We start from the raw sequence: 14,799 nt of genomic DNA, 5'->3' as shown, positions 1-14,799 counted from the left end.
ACACCACTGCCTTGCTAAAAATTGTAAAGCCCGAAAACACCCACCGGGCAAACAACTGGGCCCTTGTAGGAGCGGCCTTGCGTCGCGAAAGGGCTGCGAAGCAGCCCCAGCAATTTGTGCATTTGCGCTGAAACCCTGGGGCCGCTTCGCAGCCCTTTCGCGACGCAAGGCCGCTCCTACAGGGCGGCGATGAAGCCGGTACAGGCTCCGGCCTTTACAGGCAGGTAGCCGCCGCCGCCCGGCGCTGCAGCGCCACGCCGTCATTCTTCTGCGCGTAGTAGTCGACCCGCGCCCCACCTGCCTGCGGGTAAACATCTACAAACGCCTCGGCCTCACGGGTGTACACCGTGAATCCGCCCTGCTTGCGCGGCTCCAGGTAACCACTGGCATCGTCGCCGAACACCTTCTCTTCCTGCCAGCTGAACTGGATGCACTGCGACACCAGCTCCGGCGCCTTGTGCGAATCAAGCTGCGCAGTCGGCTTGCCGTCACGGGCCGTTTCCATGGTCGCAGAAGCACAACCGACCAGCATCAGCGCTGCGGCCATCGGCAGAATCGCACGCATGTTCAATCCTCAGGGTATTGAAAAAGAAGCGACTCTAGCACTGGCGGGCATCGCGAGTGAATTGTCACGCACATGCCGCTGTCGCAGATAAGGCATGCCGCCATAAGGAGCACCACATGAAGCTTCACTATCTGTTACTCGCCGCCCTGCCCTGCCTGCCCCTGGCTGTCAGCGCCGCCCCCTCCAGCGAAGAAAGCATCACCGCCCCGGAAACCCACAATCGCGAGCTGAGCGTCGGCGACAAGGCACCGGACCAGTACAAACGTGACGAGCAGGCTATCAAGGACTGGAAAGCCAAAGGCCTGCCCGCACCCGAGAAGGAAAGCCATTGGGTACGCATGGGCGAGCACTACGTGCTGGTGCAGATCACCAATGGTGTGGTGCTGGCGATTCAGCCGGCGTCCTGACTCAACCCGCCTCGACCACTGCCGCCATGTGCACCGTATTGCGCCCGGCGGCCTTGGCCTGGTACAGCGCAGCATCGGCCTGTGCCAGCAGGTTGGCGGTGCCATCTTTGGGGCCCGGCACGCCACACCACAGGCCGACGCTGAAGCGCAGTTCGATCTGGTCGCCGGCAAAGCGCGCCGGGCTGCGCGCAATGGCCTCGCGTAGCCCTTGCAGCGCAGCCATCGCCCCGCTGCGGTCAGTGCCCGGCAGCAAAAGCAAGAATTCCTCACCGCCATAACGGCCCAGGCTGTCACCCTGGCGCAGCCGCTGCTGCAACTGGCGCACGCAATGGCAAAGCACCTCGTCGCCGGCCAGGTGCCCATACAGGTCGTTGATGCGCTTGAAATGGTCGATGTCGATCATTGCCACGGCGAGGCTGGCCTGCTGCTGACGAGCACGGTCCAGTTCCACGGCAAACCGTTCCAGGATCGCCCTGCGGTTGAAGGTGCCGGTCAGCACATCGTGCAGGGCCAGGTGCTGCAAGCGGGACTCGCTGCGCTCCTTGGCCATCAGCACCAGCCCGATCGAATACATCATTACCGTCGCCGTACCGATTGCCACCGAAATGCTCTGTTTGAGGTTGCTGGTGTCATAGCGCATTTCCACCGCCGTGCCGTTGGCCACCGCCACCACACGCATACCGAGGCCGATCAGGCTGATCAACGCACCGATCTGTAGCAGCAGGTGAGCCCTGCCCGGCCGCTCGGCATGGCGCCACGCCCAGTAAAGGATCATCGAGCACTGCAGCATCAATACCAGCGACGCCAGCAGCATGCGCGGCTCCAGCGTATCGAGCAGCAGCATCAGCCCCACCAGCATGCAGGCGGGGATCACGAAGATGACACGCCAGGGCACCACCTGCTCACGCACCCGGAACAGGCTGGCGGTGTAGAACGCCAGGGCCAGCGACAGCAAGCTGTTGCCCAGACCATAGCTGACCCACAGCGGGGCCTGGGCATAGACGGTGTAGCAGACATAAGCCAAGGCATGCACCAGCAGCCCGCAACCGGTGAGCAGCAGGTTGTCACGGCGGTTGCTGCGCCCGACCAGCAACAGGCAGAAGGCGAGAATGGTTGCAACCAATGCAACGGCGGCGAACAGCGTGGGGGTATGGGCGATCATCGTGATTCACTGTGTGGCAGATTGCCGTCTTGGCTGCGGCTTACCCCACAGTTTAGGGGGACATTGCCGACTCGACCATGACCGAATGGGACAGAACAACAGCCTGCAAGCACGCCGCTCATCACTGGCGTGACAAATTTTTACCTTCCCGGGAAACCAAATGGATCATTCCCAGTCTCAGGAAGTGTCCCGTAAACCATTGCGGATCAAGGACCTATATCGTGATGACCCGCTTTGCAAGCCTTTCGCTGATTGCTGCTTTTTTGCTGACCGCAGGCTGCCACAGCCATCGCTACCATGACGACGACGATGGCTGGCGTGACCGTGACCGTGGCCATCGCCACCACCATCGGCATGACCGCGATGACGATGACAATCGTCAGTACCGCGGTGACCGCGGCTACCGCTGAAGCGTCTTTGCACCCCTGACCTGCCGCCCGTTACGCGGCACTTTAACCTGATGATTCCTTTGAGGTTCGTATCATGCGTCTGACTCTGCCTTCCCTTGCCCTCGGCCTGCTGCTGTGCCAGGGCGCTTTCGCCGGTGACGGTACTGCCGCCATTGGCGGTGGCCTGGGTGGTGTCCTGGGTAACGTTGTCGGTCAACAACTCGGCGGCAAGACCGGCGCGGCCATCGGTGCCGGCGTCGGCGGCGCAGCCGGCAGTGCGGTAGGTGCTCGCAAGGGTAACCGTACTGAAGCCGCGATCGGCGGTGGCCTGGGTTCGGCTGGCGGCTCGCTGCTGGGCGGCGCGGTGGGCGGCAAGACCGGTTCGACCGTGGGTGCCGGCCTGGGCGGCGCGGCCGGTGGTGCCCTCGGCAACCACCTGGGTGACGACAACCGCGGCAGCAAGAAGCACCGCCGTCACCGTCACTGATTACATGACCAAGGGGCCGCATAGCGGCCCTTTTTGTTGCAGCACATCAACACCCCCTTCATCACAAGCTGGCACACTGGCTGCTACTGTCTATCGTGCCCCCGTGTGAAGGAACACCCCCTCCCCATGAACCAAGAGCTGCTCTGGGTCCTCGGCCTGCTGGCCATCGTCGTTTTCCTGTTCATCATCAATCGCCCACGCATGGACGTGGTCGCGCTGATGGTAATTCTGGCCCTGCCACTACTCGGCATCCTCACTGTGGAGCAGGCCCTGGCCGGCTTCAGCGACCCCAACGTGGTACTGATCGCCGCCCTGTTCGTGATCGGCGAAGGCCTGGTGCGCACCGGTATTGCCTACCGTATCGGCGAATGGATGAGCGAGCGGGCCGGCAATAGCGAGACACGCCTGCTGGTGCTGCTGATGGTGGCCGTGGCCGGGCTGGGGTCGATCATGAGCTCCACCGGTGTGGTGGCCATTTTCATACCGGTGGTGCTGAGCATTTCCGCCCGGCTGCAGCTCTCGCCCAGCCGCCTGATGATGCCACTGGCTTTCGCCGGCCTGATCAGCGGCATGCTCAGCCTGGTGGCCACACCGCCCAACGTGGTGGTGCACAGCGAGCTGGTGCGCAACGGCGAAGCGGGCTTCAGCTTCTTCAGCTTTACCCCGTTCGGCCTGGTGGTGCTGGTGCTGGGCATCGGCTACATGCTGCTGACCCGGCACTGGCTGAACGGCGAAGTACGCAAGGACGGCCGCGTGGAAACCCGCCGGACACTGCTGGACCTGGTACTGGACTACAAGCTCAACGGCCGTGAACGGCGCCTGCGGATCCGCCCTCACTCGCCGCTGATCGGCCACACCCTCGGCGAGCTGGAGCTGCGCACCCGGCACGGCGCCAACGTGATCGGCATCGAGCGCCAGCACAAGTTCACCACACGGGTAATCTCCGCCGACTCCAATACCGTGCTGCACGAGGGCGACGTGCTGCTGCTCGACCTGTTCGCCAACCGCGACGACCTGCGCAGCCTGTGCCAGACCATGCAACTGGAGCCACTGCACTTCAAGGCGGCGTATTTCATCGATCAGTCCCAGGAGCTGGGCATGGCCGAGGTCTCGCTGCCACCGGGCTCGCAACTGATCGGCAAGAGCATTCTCGAACTGGCCTTCCGCACCCGCTTCGACCTCAACGTGGTCGGCCTGCGCCGCGAACAGGCCGCTATCGAAGAACAACTGGTCGAAGAAAAGCTGCGCCTGGGCGACACGCTGCTGGTGGTCGGCCCGTGGAAAGCTGTACGCCAGTTGCAAACTAAACCCAAGGACTTCCTGGTGCTGAGCCTGCCCGCCGAGATCGACCAGGTCGCGCCAGCCCGCACCCGCGCGCCGCAGGCGTTGCTGAGCCTGGCGGTGATGGTCGGGCTGATGGTCAGCGGTGCCGTGCCCAATGTCATCGCAGCGCTGATCGGTTGCCTGCTGATGGGCGCCGGCCGCTGCATCGACATGAACAGCGCCTATCGGGCCATTCATTGGCAAAGCCTGGTGCTGATCGTCGGCATGCTGCCGTTCGCCCAGGCACTGCAGAAAACCGGTGGTATCGACCTGGCGGTAGGCGGGCTGGTCAGCGTGCTGGGTGATGCCGGCCCCAGTGCCATCCTCGCCTGCCTGTTCGCCGTCACGGCGGTGATTGGCCTGTTCATTTCCAACACGGCCACTGCGGTATTGATGGCGCCGGTGGCTGTCAGCACCGCAGCGCAACTGGGCATGTCGCCCTACCCGTTTGCCATGACCGTGGCGCTGGCCGCGTCGGCGGCGTTCATGACGCCGGTGTCATCGCCGGTCAACACACTGGTGCTGGGGCCCGGGCAATACCGCTTCGCCGACTTCGTCAAAATCGGCGTGCCGTTCACCGTGCTGGTGATGTTGGTCACCGTTGTGATGGTGCCGTGGTTCTTCGGACTGTAAGAAAAGCAGCAGGGAGTAGAAGCAATTTGACATTATCTCGACCGATCGCGGCAGATTGACATCAACTGGCCTGACGAAACACACTGCGGGTTATTGCCCCAGGTGCTTCAAGGCGTTGTCCTGGATTTCGTTTCCGCTTGCCGGTCGAGTTCATGGTTTTTCCAGCCCAATCGCGCTTGTTGCCTTACGTCGTTCTGCTTTGCCTGACCTTTGCCCTTACCCTGGGCGGCATCCTGGCACGCCCGATCGAATCACTGTCGCTGTTCTGGCCAGTCAATGCTGTGTTGGCCGGCGTGCTGCTGCGCTACCCCCGCCAGGCCACGCTGACCGGCTTTAGCCTGGTGTGGCTGGCCATGGTCGGCGCCGACCTGTTGTGTGGCAGTGCCTGGGTGCCGGCCCTGTGGTTCAACCTGTGCAACCTTGCCGTGGTGGTCACCCTCTGGCAGTTGCTGTCGCGCTTGCCACGGCTGCACCGGCGCATGCGCACCCCGCACGGTGTGCTCAGCGTGTTCGCCGCCTGTGCCGCCGCCGCCATGGTGGCGGCCAGCATGGCAGCGGTCATGGCCGCACCGTGGTTCGAGCAGTCCTTGCGCGCCACCTGGCTGGCCTGGTTCAGCGAACAATTCTCGACCAGCGTGCTGGTGCTGCCGGTGCTGCTCACCGCGCCCTCGGTACGGGCCCTGGTGCGCGGTGGTGCCCAGGCCATCCGCCTGGCGCCGCTGCTGGTGCTGCTGGTCTCGCTGGCGGTCAGCATTGCCTTTGGCGGCCCCGGTGCCATTGCCTTCCCGATTGCCGCCTTGCTGTGGTGTGCCTGGACGTACTCGCCGTTCATGGTTTCGTTTCTGACACTCACCGCCGGCAGCACCTTGATTGTGGCGGTGGCGCAAAACCTCATGCACTTCAGCGTGCCGCAAAGCGAGCCAGGTGTGACCACGCTGATGTCGGCGCGCCTGGGCATTGCCATGCTGGTACTTGGCCCGCTGGTGGTGGCCTGTGTCAGCCAGGCCAACCGTAGCCTGATGGCCCGCCTGGCGCATCAGGCCACCATCGACCACCTGACCGGCGTGCTCACCCGCAGTGCCTTCACCCGCCGCGCCAACGCACTGCTGGACAGCCGCCAGCAGCATGCCCAGGCGCTGCCGCTGACCCTGATGATGCTGGACATCGACCACTTCAAGTCGATCAACGATGCCCACGGCCACGGGGTCGGTGACCAGGTGCTGCGCCAGTTCGCCAGTACCCTGCAAGACCAGTTGCACAACGATGAACTGCTCGCCCGCCTGGGCGGCGAGGAGTTTGTCGTCATCCTCCCGGGCCTTGCCCTAGAGCGTGCCAAGTTCACCGCCGAACGCCTGCGCCGCGCCGTACAGGACCTGCATGTGGTGCAGGCCGATCAGCGCCTGCAGATTACCGTGAGTATCGGCCTGGCCGGCTGCGACGCCAATATCCCGGCCCCCAGCCTGGATGCATTGCTGGCAAGTGCCGACCAGGCGCTGTACCGGGCCAAGGCCCATGGCCGCAACCGCGTGGAGCAGGCCGAAGCGCAGCGCCAGGTGGTCTGAGTCAACCGGCCAGCAAGTCCCACGACAACTTGGCAATCAGCACGCACAGCAGTATCAGGAACAGCCCGCGCACAAAGCCTGCGCCCTTGCGTACCGCCAGCCAGGTGCCGGTAAGTGCCCCGAGCACATTGCACACCGCCATGGGCAGGGCAATGGCATACAGCACGTTGCCCGAGGGCACGAAGAACACCAGCGCCGCCAGATTGGTGGCAATGTTCACCACCTTGGCCGAGGCCGAGGCGTGCAGGAAGTCCAAGGCGAAGAAGCGGATGAACAGGAAGATCAGGAAGCTGCCGGTGCCCGGGCCGAACAGGCCATCGTAAAAACCGATTGCGCCACCGATCAGCACCGCCAGGCATTGCTCCTTGCGGCCGATCTTCGCGGGTTTGTGCAGTGTGCCGAAGTCTTTCTTGCAGAAGGTGTAGATGGCCATCAGCACGATCATCACCAGCACTGCCGGGCGCATCACACTGGGCGGCACCAGTGATACCGTGGCCGCGCCTGCGAACGACATGACAAAGGCGCTGAGCGCCGCCGGCACGATCAGCCCCCAGTCCAGCGTCACCTTGCGAATGAACGAGCGCGCCGCGAAGGCCGTACCACAGACCGACGCCAGCTTGTTGGTGCCGAGCAAAGCCGCCGGCTGCGCGGTGGGCAGCACGTTGAACAAGGCCGGGATCTGGATCAGCCCGCCGCCCCCCACTGCGGCGTCGATCAGCCCAGCGGCAAAGGCGAACACAGAAAGCACAGCAATATCCATCATGACGCGGTTCCAGGCAGTGAAGACGCCTGCAAGGCTAATCAAAGTGCCGCGCTTGTGTTGAAATGCCATATTGCGAAAACTGCAACAAGGAGCAGGCAATGGCATTGGACATGTTGCGGGAAATCCAGGCGTTCGTCAGCGTGGCGCACAAGCGCAGCTTCGTCGCCGCCGCCCGTGCACTGGGGCGCTCGCCCAGTGCGGTAACCCGCGCGGTACAAACCCTGGAAGACAACGCCGGAAGCAAGCTGCTCAACCGCAACGCCAACGCCGTAAGCCTCACCGAAGCCGGCGAGCGCCTGCTGCCCCATGCCGAACGCTTGCTGGATGTGCAACGTGATGCGGCCGACGAGCTGGCTGCGCTCAGCGGCAGCGCCCAAGGCTGGATACGCTTTGCCGTGCCGCAACTGCTGGGTGAACATGTGCTGCCACAGGTGCTCGCCGAGTTCTCCCGCTGCCACCCCAAGGTCACCCTGGACGTACAGTACTGCGACGAAACCCGCGACCCGCTGCAAGGCCGGTTCGATTTCGTGGTGCGCGGGGCTTTCCCGCAATCCAGCGAGTTGATCGGCTACCCGCTGTGGGCCTACCAGCGCCATCTGTATGCCAGCCCGACGTACCTGGCCTTTGCCGGCACGCCACAGCAGCCTGAAGACCTCGAAGGGCATGCACTGATCCTGCACACCGCCCCGCGCATTCTCAAGGCCTGGCATTTTTGCCGCGACGAGCAGATCACCAGCCTGCGCCCCAGGCCCAGGCTGCGCCTGGACTCCGGTGACGCTGTGTACCACAGCACCCTGGCCGGCGCAGGCATAGCCCGCCTGGCGGCCTGGGTTGGCGAAGCGCAGGTCAAGGCCGGGCGGCTGGTGCGGGTGTGCCCACAATACCGCCTGACTTCCAGCAGCGGCCAGGACCCGCAAATGCATGCCGTGTACCCTGCTGGCGAGCTGCCGGCGCGGGTACGCGACCTGCTAACGGCATTGCGCCGTGCCGGCCTCGCCTGCTGAAACAGCCCCCTGAAATGACTGTTCAATTTCTGCTCAATTTAACAGAGCCCGCCGCGGGCCTGGGTTACAGCACTTTATCCACAGACCTACCCACGTTTTTTGTGGACAGATTTCCCAACGCAAAGAACGACTTATCGCACAACCAGCAAGGCCGTGTTGGCCAGCTTGACCAGCTCGATCCACTCCGACGTACTGATCACTCCAGCCTGTTCCAGCACCAAAGCATCGCGCAATGCCTGGTCATAGCCCTGCTCATCAAGTGTGCCTTCGGCAAGAAAACGGCTACGCCACTCCAGCATGGCTGAAGTGCCTTTCTTGTACTCCATTGATGTATCGACTCCAAGGCAAAAAGACCGGCCCGAATGAGCGGCGGCGGGAGACTACACGAGGCTTTTGCACTTGAGAATGACTTGCAGCTACCGCTGGTCCAGCAGTGCAAGCGGGGGGAATACTGGCCAATTGGTCAGGGATTGGGCCCGTCAGGTGAAATAGACGGGCCGCGCAGGAAAAACGCAGTTGAAGTCAGCTTGGCGGAATGGTGCCAAGAATACCAATCAGAATGGTCAGCAGCAGAAAACCACCCAGGAACAGCGCCAGCTTGCCCATTGGAACCTCTACAGTTGTGATGCGGGAATGGGCATATTGTCGGTCTTGAGCTGATACGGTTACAGATTCAGGTTTGTGGAAAAAAAGCGGATCAGATGAGCTGGCGCGCAGCAGGTGCTGGCGGTTTGCACCTCAGGTCAGTTGCTGAAGTTTTTCCGCCGGTAACCAGCCTAGCTCGCCATTACCATGGCGCCGGCACCATACCCAGCCGTTGAGCGGCCGCACCACCTGCACCAGTTGCCCCGGGTCGGCATCCAGCTCGTGCGCAGAATAATGGTCCAGCGCCCTGCCCTGGCACACGCTGAGCCGCTCGATCAGCTGCGACGGCACCCAGCCTGGTTCCTGACCTGTGCAGCTGCACAGGTACCAGTCCTGCCAGCCTGGCTCGCCCTCGTAGCGCGGACCGATCTCCAGCAAAGTGCCCTTGGCAAAGCGGATGGGCCGCGGATATTCGCTGCGGTGGGGTTCAGTGACAACGTAATGCATGGGCCTCTCCCTGGCCGGAAAACCTTCAATCGTAGCAGAGGTGGGCACACCCGCCGCCGCACTGTATTTGTATCGTCATGCGTACAAATTGGCACCTGATACACAAGAACGTTTTCTGCGGGCTAATCCGACATATCGGCGTTACCGGCATCAACTTTACTGGCAGCCATCAAACCGAACCGCTGGCTGGCCACAATTTGCCGCAGGAAGCGGCGCAGGCATTTGCGCAGGCGGTGGTGGATGCGGATCACCTGAAGCCTGCAGGCCAGCAATTGCTACATAAGGTTTCGAAAAACACGGCAGGCCGAGGCCGGGACTGATTGAGGGCCTGCTTTGCCAAAAACCGATTGTGGCCCGCTACCACGCGGAGTTGGGCCTGGTCTGCATGACACGATTGGAAATGCGGGTTGTAGGATCTTTTACCGCACGATGTCGGAATCATCGCGTAAGAAGGGTTTTCCTGTATGAAACATCAGTTTCTACAGGAAATTCGAGCTGTTACGGTCCGCTTTTCCTACAACGGCACGGACGCCCACAGCGTGAGAAAAGCATGGACCCGTACAATGCCTCGGCCCTGCAACTGCAGAAGAATTTGCTTAACCTGCGCCTTGAACGTGATCGCCTGAAAATGGAGGGCAAGGACAAGGAAGCGGACCAACTCGCGGGGCCGATCGCGACGATGGAAGCAGCTCTTCGGCAATTGCCGGGCAGCTTGAAACCCGTCACGTTGCAGTGAAAGGACGGGCATCGAGCTTTATCCGCTAACGCCGGTAAAGCCGATGCCACTCCCTTCCACTCAGGCTGCCTGTACCTGCAACCCCAGCAATTTCCGCGCTTGCTTCAGGTCATCCTGCAGATCATGGTTCCACAGCCAGTCAAAGCGCTCGCCCAGCACCTTGCCCAACACTTGCCGATCGTCCAGCACAGCCGGGTCGCGGAATTCGTAAAGCTCGCCCGCCTCCCACGATGTGCGCTGCACCCGGCATGCACGCGGCCGCCGCACAGCGTCATACGCCTGCAGTACCGCTTGCGGGGTGCCTTGTAAAACCTCCGGGTCAGCCAATAGCCGCGCCAGTAGCCAGGCGTCTTCCAGCCCCTGCCCGGCCCCCGCGCCCTGGTGCGGCAGCATGGCGTGGGCCGCGTCACCGATCAGCCCGACCCGGCCGTGGGCATACCCCGGCAACTCGGCAAGGTCATGCAGCGCCCACAACGATGGCGTCGCGATGCACGCCAGCAGCACCTGCGCCGCTTCCCCCCAGCCTTCGAACGCCGTCAGCATTTCAGCCTGTGTGGCCTGCCGCACCCAGGGCGCATCGTGCGGCCATAGCGGGTTCGGCTGGGTGCGATCCGACACAAACGCCACCACGTTGATCAACCGCCCTTTTTTGACCGGGAAGGTCAGAATGTGCCCGTCGAGCCCCAGGTACATCTGCGGCACATCGATCAGGTGCTCGCCGATACCACGCGCCCAATAGGCCTCGCGCAGGCGCTCGCTGTCGATCAGCCCACGGTAGGCGCACGTGCCACTGAACCGGGGCGAAACCCGCGGCACGCCCAGGCCATCGAGCACATGGTCACGGATGGACGACTTGATGCCGTCGGCACCAATCAACAGATCGCAGTGGTGTTCTGTTCCATCGGTAAAGCACACACGCACGCGTTCGCCCACTTGCTCGACCTGCTGGGCACGCTTGCCGAACTGTGCGATGCCTGCGGGCAACTGGCTGGCCAGTGCATCGAGGAAGTCGGCCCGATGCACCGATGACTGGCCGACCCCTTGCGCCACACTGCTGCCCAGGTAGTGCGCGTCGCGCCCGTCACGCCATTCGAACCACACATCCTGCCAAGGTGCTGGCGTGCTGTCGGCAATGTTGGCGTAGGGCTCGGCAATGCCCAGGCCGGCAATGGCGCGCACGGCATTGGCACCAAAAGACACGCCCGCGCCCACTTCACCCAATGCAGCGGCCGATTCGAACAGTTGAACCTTCAGGTGCGCATGCCGGCAAAGGTCGAGCGCAAGTGCAACACCTGCGATACCCCCACCAATAATGGAAACTTCAAGCGCAGTAGCTTTATGCATTGCAAGGTACCTCGGGGCTGATTGTTATTGGAATGCGCCAATCATTACGGCTGGCCAGCCATTGATAAATATTGCGAAACCCATAAACGGCATCACCCGCCTGAATATCCCTCGGCCGGCTATTTGCCGAACGCGACAAATGCCGGGGCAGCAGCCTGACGCCGGATAAACACCAGAACGGCAACTGCGCCGACGGCACCGGGTACGGCAAACGCCAGGAAGCTGCTTTGATAAGGCAAGTTCGCACCATGCAGTACCCCGCCCAACACCGGCCCGACAATCGCGCCAAGTCGCCCTATGCCCATCGCCCAGCCAAGGCCGGTGGAGCGTATGTGCGGCGGGTAGTACTGCACCGCGCAGGCATTGGCCAGAATCTGCGTGCCGATGGTAGAAGCGCCCGCCACGGCAATCAGCAGGTACAGCACCGCCACTGGCGCCTGGAGCGCAAGCAGGCAGAGGGATAACGCCCCGCAGGCGAAGAAGCACAACAACACGTTGGCGATACCGATACGGTCACCCAACCAGCCACCCGCTACCGCACCAATGATCGCGCCCGAGTTGAGCACCAATAAAAACGCCAGGCTTGAGTTCAGCCCGTAGCCGGCACTGCCCATCAACTTGGGCAACCAGGAACTCAATGCATAAACCATCAGCAGGCAGCAGAAGAATGCGACCCACAATGCAAGCGTATTGATCGTCCGGCCTTCATTGAATATTTCGCGGATCGATACTTTTGCCCCACGCGCAGAGGCCAGGCTCAGTTGATCAGCGTCATTCGGCAAATACGCCGGCGTTGCCTGCGCCAGCAAAACCCTGGCCCGCTCGGTTTGCCCGCTACGCAATAAAAAGTCCATGGACTCTGGCAACTGGTTTATCAGCAAAGGCAACAGCAACAGCGGGATCACTGCCACGTAGAACACCGCCTGCCATCCCCACTGCGGGATGAACAACATGCCCAGCCCGGCCGACAACATGCCGCCCAGCGAGTACCCGCTGAACATGACTGCCACCAAGGTACTGCGCAACTTGCCAGGTGCGTATTCGTTCATCAACGCGACCACATTGGGCATGACGCCACCAATGCCAAGCCCGGCAATGAAGCGGCACAGCGCGAAGGTTTCGGGGGAAGTGGCCAACCCGTTCAACGCGGTAACCCCGCTGAACAGCAGCACGCAGGCCATGATGGTCTTGCGCCGCCCGATGCGGTCCGAGAGCGAACCGAAGAACAGCGCCCCCGCCATCATCCCGACCAGCGCACAACTGCCCAACGCCCCCGCCTGCACGGCGCTCAGGTTCCATTCGGCCATCAGCGACGGCAACACCACGCCGTAGATAACCAGGTCATAGCCGTCGAAGATGATGATAAGCGCGCACCAGCACAGTAAACGCGCGTGAAAGGCATTGAACCGCGCCCCGTCCAGCAGGGCTGCTGCATTGATGTTTCGCATGGCATCGCTCGTTCTTGTAGTTGTTATGGGTGGGGGGCTTGCCCCCAAATCGCTAGCGCGAACCATCATGAACAACGCGCAAGAGTGCTTACATGCAGCCACTCGAATACTGGCTATTTCGGATGTGAATATTATTCAGGCATACCCGGTGGGTCTTGTTTCGGGTAGCGTTGTATCAGGGACGCTGATAAAACCTGAAAACAATACCCGTCACGTCTCGATCAATACCTGAGAGGTATCATGGAATTACGCGATTTAGACCTGAATCTGCTTCTGGTTTTCAACCAGCTACTGATCGACCGCAAAGTCTCGACCGCTGCCGAAAACCTGAGCCTGACCCAACCGGCAATGAGCAATGCACTGAAGCGCTTGCGTACTGTGCTGCAAGACGAGTTGTTCGTGCGCACTTACCAGGGCATGGAGCCAACCCCCTACGCCCTGCAACTGGCAGAGCCGGTGACCACAGCCATTCACACGCTGCGCGATGCGTTTGCCAGGCAAGACACCTTCGACCCGCGCACCAGCAACCGCCGCTTCACCATGGCCATGACCGACATTGGCGAGATCTACTTCATGCCGAAGCTGATGGACGCCTTTGCCACGCTGGCACCCGGGTGCACCATCAGCACGCTGCGCAACTCGGCGGACACCCTGGCCGAAGGGCTGCAAAACGGCACCATCGACCTGGCGGTTGGCCTGCTGCCGCATTTGCAGGCGGGGTTCTTCCAGCGGCGGCTGTTTCACCATCGCTACGTGTGCCTGTGCCGCAAAGGGCACCCCGCCACACAGCAGCCGCTCACCGTGGAGAGATTCGTAGGCTTCGATCATGTGAACGTGGTGGCGGCCAATACGGGGCATGGTGAGGTCGACACGTTTTATGCCCGGGCGGGGGTAGTGCGCAACATTCGCCTGGAGGTGCCGCATTTTGTGGCGGTGGGGCATATCTTGCAGCGCACTGATCTGCTGGCGACGGTGCCCGAGCGGTTTGCCGCCAGTTGCGAAGCGCCGTTTGGGCTGAGCGTATTGCCGCCACCGGTGGCGTTGCCGAACATCGAGATCAACCTGTTCTGGCATGGGCGCTACAACAAGGACCCGGCAAACCGGTGGCTCAGGCAGTTGATGTTCGACCTGTTCTCGGACACTCACTGACCGCTCGCTGGGCGCGGGTCAGGCAGTTGATCAGGTGCAGCCGCATGGCAGCGCGGGCGGCACCCGCATCCTTGCGGGTGATCGCGTCATGCACTTGCTGGCGCTCCCGCGCCTCCAGTGCCCGCTGCTCGGCATCGCACGCCGGCATTGCCTGCTGCGCCACCGCCAACAAGGTATGCCCAAGGTGGGTCATGGTGTCGATGAAAAAACTGTTGCCCGTACATTGGGCTATCTGCAGGTGAAACTCGAAGTCGGTTCGCAGGCATGGCGCAGACTGGGTATCAACAGCCTCATCCAGCGCCGCCCGCATGGCAGCCAGTTGCTCTGCGGTAGCACGCTGGGCAGCAATGGCAGCCGCCTCGACCTCCAGGCAAAGCCGCAGCTCGATGATCGCCACCTCGTTGTAAGCATCGCCCATTCCAGGGCTGGTACTCTGAAAGTCACCTGCCGGGATGGCGTCTACAACGAAGGTGCCGATACCACGACGGGTTTCTACCAGGCCTTCGGCCTGCAACCGGGAAATGGCTTCACGCACCACGGTACGGCTTACGCCTCGCGCTTTGGTCACGGCTTCTTCGGTGGGCAATTTGCTACCCGCTGGCAATTCACCCGAGCGAATCTGCTGCGACAGGTCATGCACCAGTTGCTGGGCGAGATTCAGGCGTTTTTCCGGGGCGGCGGATGCCATTGGGTGAACCCTTGGTAAGCGGAAGACCCCGGAGTATACCCGCAGCC

Annotated in this window: 17 protein-coding genes; 9 read left to right on the top strand and 8 right to left on the bottom strand. The window is 62.3% G+C overall.

Features of this window, described 5'->3' with window-relative positions; translation table 11 throughout:
• Positions 1-214 precede the first annotated feature (214 nt).
• Positions 215-565 carry a hypothetical protein gene (locus AK81_RS12935; protein ID WP_043199549.1) on the bottom strand — a complete coding sequence of 117 codons (351 nt, stop codon included), beginning with the start codon at positions 563-565 and terminating at the stop codon, positions 215-217.
• A gap of 116 nt (positions 566-681) precedes the next feature.
• On the opposite strand from AK81_RS12935, the gene AK81_RS12930 reads away from it, so the two are divergent.
• Positions 682-972: an RcnB family protein gene (locus AK81_RS12930; protein ID WP_043199547.1), complete on the top strand. Its 291-nt coding sequence runs from the start codon at positions 682-684 to the stop codon at positions 970-972.
• Between the two features lies 1 nt (position 973).
• Here the strand turns inward: AK81_RS12930 and AK81_RS12925 are convergent, their stop codons facing one another.
• The gene (locus tag AK81_RS12925) at positions 974-2,134 is read right to left on the bottom strand and encodes a GGDEF domain-containing protein (protein WP_043199544.1); all 1,161 of its coding nucleotides are present in this window, start codon (positions 2,132-2,134) and stop codon (positions 974-976) included.
• 224 nt (positions 2,135-2,358) lie between these two features.
• Between AK81_RS12925 and AK81_RS12920 the strand changes: the two genes are divergently transcribed.
• From AK81_RS12920 to AK81_RS12905, 4 genes are all read left to right on the top strand, one after another.
• Positions 2,359-2,544 (top strand): hypothetical protein, encoded by a 186-nt coding sequence (locus AK81_RS12920; RefSeq protein ID WP_043199543.1) that lies wholly within the window; start codon positions 2,359-2,361, stop codon positions 2,542-2,544.
• Between the two features lie 73 nt (positions 2,545-2,617).
• Positions 2,618-3,010 (top strand): glycine zipper domain-containing protein, encoded by a 393-nt coding sequence (locus AK81_RS12915; RefSeq protein ID WP_016498896.1) that lies wholly within the window; start codon positions 2,618-2,620, stop codon positions 3,008-3,010.
• A 126-nt stretch (positions 3,011-3,136) separates the two neighbouring features.
• Positions 3,137-4,966, top strand: a complete 1,830-nt coding sequence (locus tag AK81_RS12910; protein ID WP_043199541.1) for an SLC13 family permease — start codon at positions 3,137-3,139, stop codon at positions 4,964-4,966.
• A 137-nt stretch (positions 4,967-5,103) separates the two neighbouring features.
• Entirely contained in the window at positions 5,104-6,528 is a 1,425-nt protein-coding gene (locus AK81_RS12905) for a GGDEF domain-containing protein (protein ID WP_043199540.1), read from the top strand.
• A 1-nt stretch (position 6,529) separates the two neighbouring features.
• Here AK81_RS12905 and AK81_RS12900 read toward each other — a convergent pair whose 3' ends face one another.
• Entirely contained in the window at positions 6,530-7,291 is a 762-nt protein-coding gene (locus tag AK81_RS12900) for a sulfite exporter TauE/SafE family protein (protein ID WP_043199538.1), read from the bottom strand.
• A 98-nt stretch (positions 7,292-7,389) separates the two neighbouring features.
• Between AK81_RS12900 and AK81_RS12895 the strand changes: the two genes are divergently transcribed.
• Positions 7,390-8,295 carry a LysR family transcriptional regulator gene (locus AK81_RS12895; RefSeq protein WP_043199537.1) on the top strand — a complete coding sequence of 302 codons (906 nt, stop codon included), beginning with the start codon at positions 7,390-7,392 and terminating at the stop codon, positions 8,293-8,295.
• A gap of 131 nt (positions 8,296-8,426) precedes the next feature.
• Here the strand turns inward: AK81_RS12895 and AK81_RS12890 are convergent, their stop codons facing one another.
• Together AK81_RS12890 and AK81_RS12885 are read right to left on the bottom strand one after the other, a co-directional pair.
• The gene (locus tag AK81_RS12890) at positions 8,427-8,621 is read right to left on the bottom strand and encodes a hypothetical protein (protein WP_043199536.1); all 195 of its coding nucleotides are present in this window, start codon (positions 8,619-8,621) and stop codon (positions 8,427-8,429) included.
• Between the two features lie 412 nt (positions 8,622-9,033).
• A complete protein-coding gene (locus tag AK81_RS12885) occupies positions 9,034-9,387 on the bottom strand; it encodes an SH3 domain-containing protein (RefSeq protein WP_043199535.1) in 354 nt (117 codons plus the stop codon).
• A 77-nt stretch (positions 9,388-9,464) separates the two neighbouring features.
• Here AK81_RS12885 and AK81_RS29430 point away from each other — a divergent pair, with 77 nt between their 5' ends.
• Together AK81_RS29430 and AK81_RS12880 are read left to right on the top strand one after the other, a co-directional pair.
• Positions 9,465-9,707: a hypothetical protein gene (locus AK81_RS29430; RefSeq protein ID WP_154100776.1), complete on the top strand. Its 243-nt coding sequence runs from the start codon at positions 9,465-9,467 to the stop codon at positions 9,705-9,707.
• 230 nt (positions 9,708-9,937) lie between these two features.
• Entirely contained in the window at positions 9,938-10,123 is a 186-nt protein-coding gene (locus tag AK81_RS12880) for a hypothetical protein (RefSeq protein WP_043199534.1), read from the top strand.
• 60 nt (positions 10,124-10,183) lie between these two features.
• On the opposite strand, the gene salA is transcribed toward AK81_RS12880, so the two are convergent.
• Together salA and AK81_RS12870 are read right to left on the bottom strand one after the other, a co-directional pair.
• Positions 10,184-11,467 (bottom strand): salicylate 1-monooxygenase, encoded by a 1,284-nt coding sequence (gene salA / locus AK81_RS12875; RefSeq protein WP_043199533.1) that lies wholly within the window; start codon positions 11,465-11,467, stop codon positions 10,184-10,186.
• Between the two features lie 119 nt (positions 11,468-11,586).
• The gene (locus AK81_RS12870; protein WP_043199531.1) at positions 11,587-12,915 is read right to left on the bottom strand and encodes an MFS transporter; all 1,329 of its coding nucleotides are present in this window, start codon (positions 12,913-12,915) and stop codon (positions 11,587-11,589) included.
• Between the two features lie 240 nt (positions 12,916-13,155).
• Here AK81_RS12870 and AK81_RS12865 point away from each other — a divergent pair, with 240 nt between their 5' ends.
• Entirely contained in the window at positions 13,156-14,064 is a 909-nt protein-coding gene (locus tag AK81_RS12865; protein WP_043199530.1) for a LysR family transcriptional regulator, read from the top strand.
• Here AK81_RS12865 and AK81_RS12860 read toward each other — a convergent pair.
• Positions 14,024-14,752 carry a FadR/GntR family transcriptional regulator gene (locus AK81_RS12860; RefSeq protein WP_043199528.1) on the bottom strand — a complete coding sequence of 243 codons (729 nt, stop codon included), beginning with the start codon at positions 14,750-14,752 and terminating at the stop codon, positions 14,024-14,026. The two genes, AK81_RS12865 and AK81_RS12860, sit on opposite strands and share 41 nt — an antisense overlap.
• Between the last annotated feature and the right edge of the window lie 47 nt (positions 14,753-14,799).

Origin of the sequence: Pseudomonas putida W15Oct28 (assembly GCF_000708715.2) — a bacterium.
GTDB classification, from domain to species: Bacteria; Pseudomonadota; Gammaproteobacteria; order Pseudomonadales; family Pseudomonadaceae; genus Aquipseudomonas; species Aquipseudomonas putida_R.
Note: the sequence above shows the minus strand (reverse complement) of the source record. Positions and strands in the feature narration are given on the sequence as shown.

What these genes read in the sequence shown, in the direction of transcription:
- AK81_RS12935 (WP_043199549.1), bottom strand. Translation starts at nt 565, where the DNA reads ATGCGTGCGATTCTGCCGATGGCCGCAGCGCTGATGCTGGTCGGTTGT.
- AK81_RS12930 (WP_043199547.1), top strand. Translation starts at nt 682, where the DNA reads ATGAAGCTTCACTATCTGTTACTCGCCGCCCTGCCCTGCCTGCCCCTG.
- AK81_RS12925 (WP_043199544.1), bottom strand. Translation starts at nt 2,134, where the DNA reads ATGATCGCCCATACCCCCACGCTGTTCGCCGCCGTTGCATTGGTTGCA.
- AK81_RS12920 (WP_043199543.1), top strand. Translation starts at nt 2,359, where the DNA reads ATGACCCGCTTTGCAAGCCTTTCGCTGATTGCTGCTTTTTTGCTGACC.
- AK81_RS12915 (WP_016498896.1), top strand. Translation starts at nt 2,618, where the DNA reads ATGCGTCTGACTCTGCCTTCCCTTGCCCTCGGCCTGCTGCTGTGCCAG.
- AK81_RS12910 (WP_043199541.1), top strand. Translation starts at nt 3,137, where the DNA reads ATGAACCAAGAGCTGCTCTGGGTCCTCGGCCTGCTGGCCATCGTCGTT.
- AK81_RS12900 (WP_043199538.1), bottom strand. Translation starts at nt 7,291, where the DNA reads ATGATGGATATTGCTGTGCTTTCTGTGTTCGCCTTTGCCGCTGGGCTG.
- AK81_RS12895 (WP_043199537.1), top strand. Translation starts at nt 7,390, where the DNA reads ATGGCATTGGACATGTTGCGGGAAATCCAGGCGTTCGTCAGCGTGGCG.
- AK81_RS12890 (WP_043199536.1), bottom strand. Translation starts at nt 8,621, where the DNA reads ATGGAGTACAAGAAAGGCACTTCAGCCATGCTGGAGTGGCGTAGCCGT.
- AK81_RS12885 (WP_043199535.1), bottom strand. Translation starts at nt 9,387, where the DNA reads ATGCATTACGTTGTCACTGAACCCCACCGCAGCGAATATCCGCGGCCC.
- AK81_RS29430 (WP_154100776.1), top strand. Translation starts at nt 9,465, where the DNA reads ATGCGTACAAATTGGCACCTGATACACAAGAACGTTTTCTGCGGGCTA.
- AK81_RS12880 (WP_043199534.1), top strand. Translation starts at nt 9,938, where the DNA reads ATGGACCCGTACAATGCCTCGGCCCTGCAACTGCAGAAGAATTTGCTT.
- salA (WP_043199533.1), bottom strand. Translation starts at nt 11,467, where the DNA reads ATGCATAAAGCTACTGCGCTTGAAGTTTCCATTATTGGTGGGGGTATC.
- AK81_RS12870 (WP_043199531.1), bottom strand. Translation starts at nt 12,915, where the DNA reads ATGCGAAACATCAATGCAGCAGCCCTGCTGGACGGGGCGCGGTTCAAT.
- AK81_RS12865 (WP_043199530.1), top strand. Translation starts at nt 13,156, where the DNA reads ATGGAATTACGCGATTTAGACCTGAATCTGCTTCTGGTTTTCAACCAG.
- AK81_RS12860 (WP_043199528.1), bottom strand. Translation starts at nt 14,752, where the DNA reads ATGGCATCCGCCGCCCCGGAAAAACGCCTGAATCTCGCCCAGCAACTG.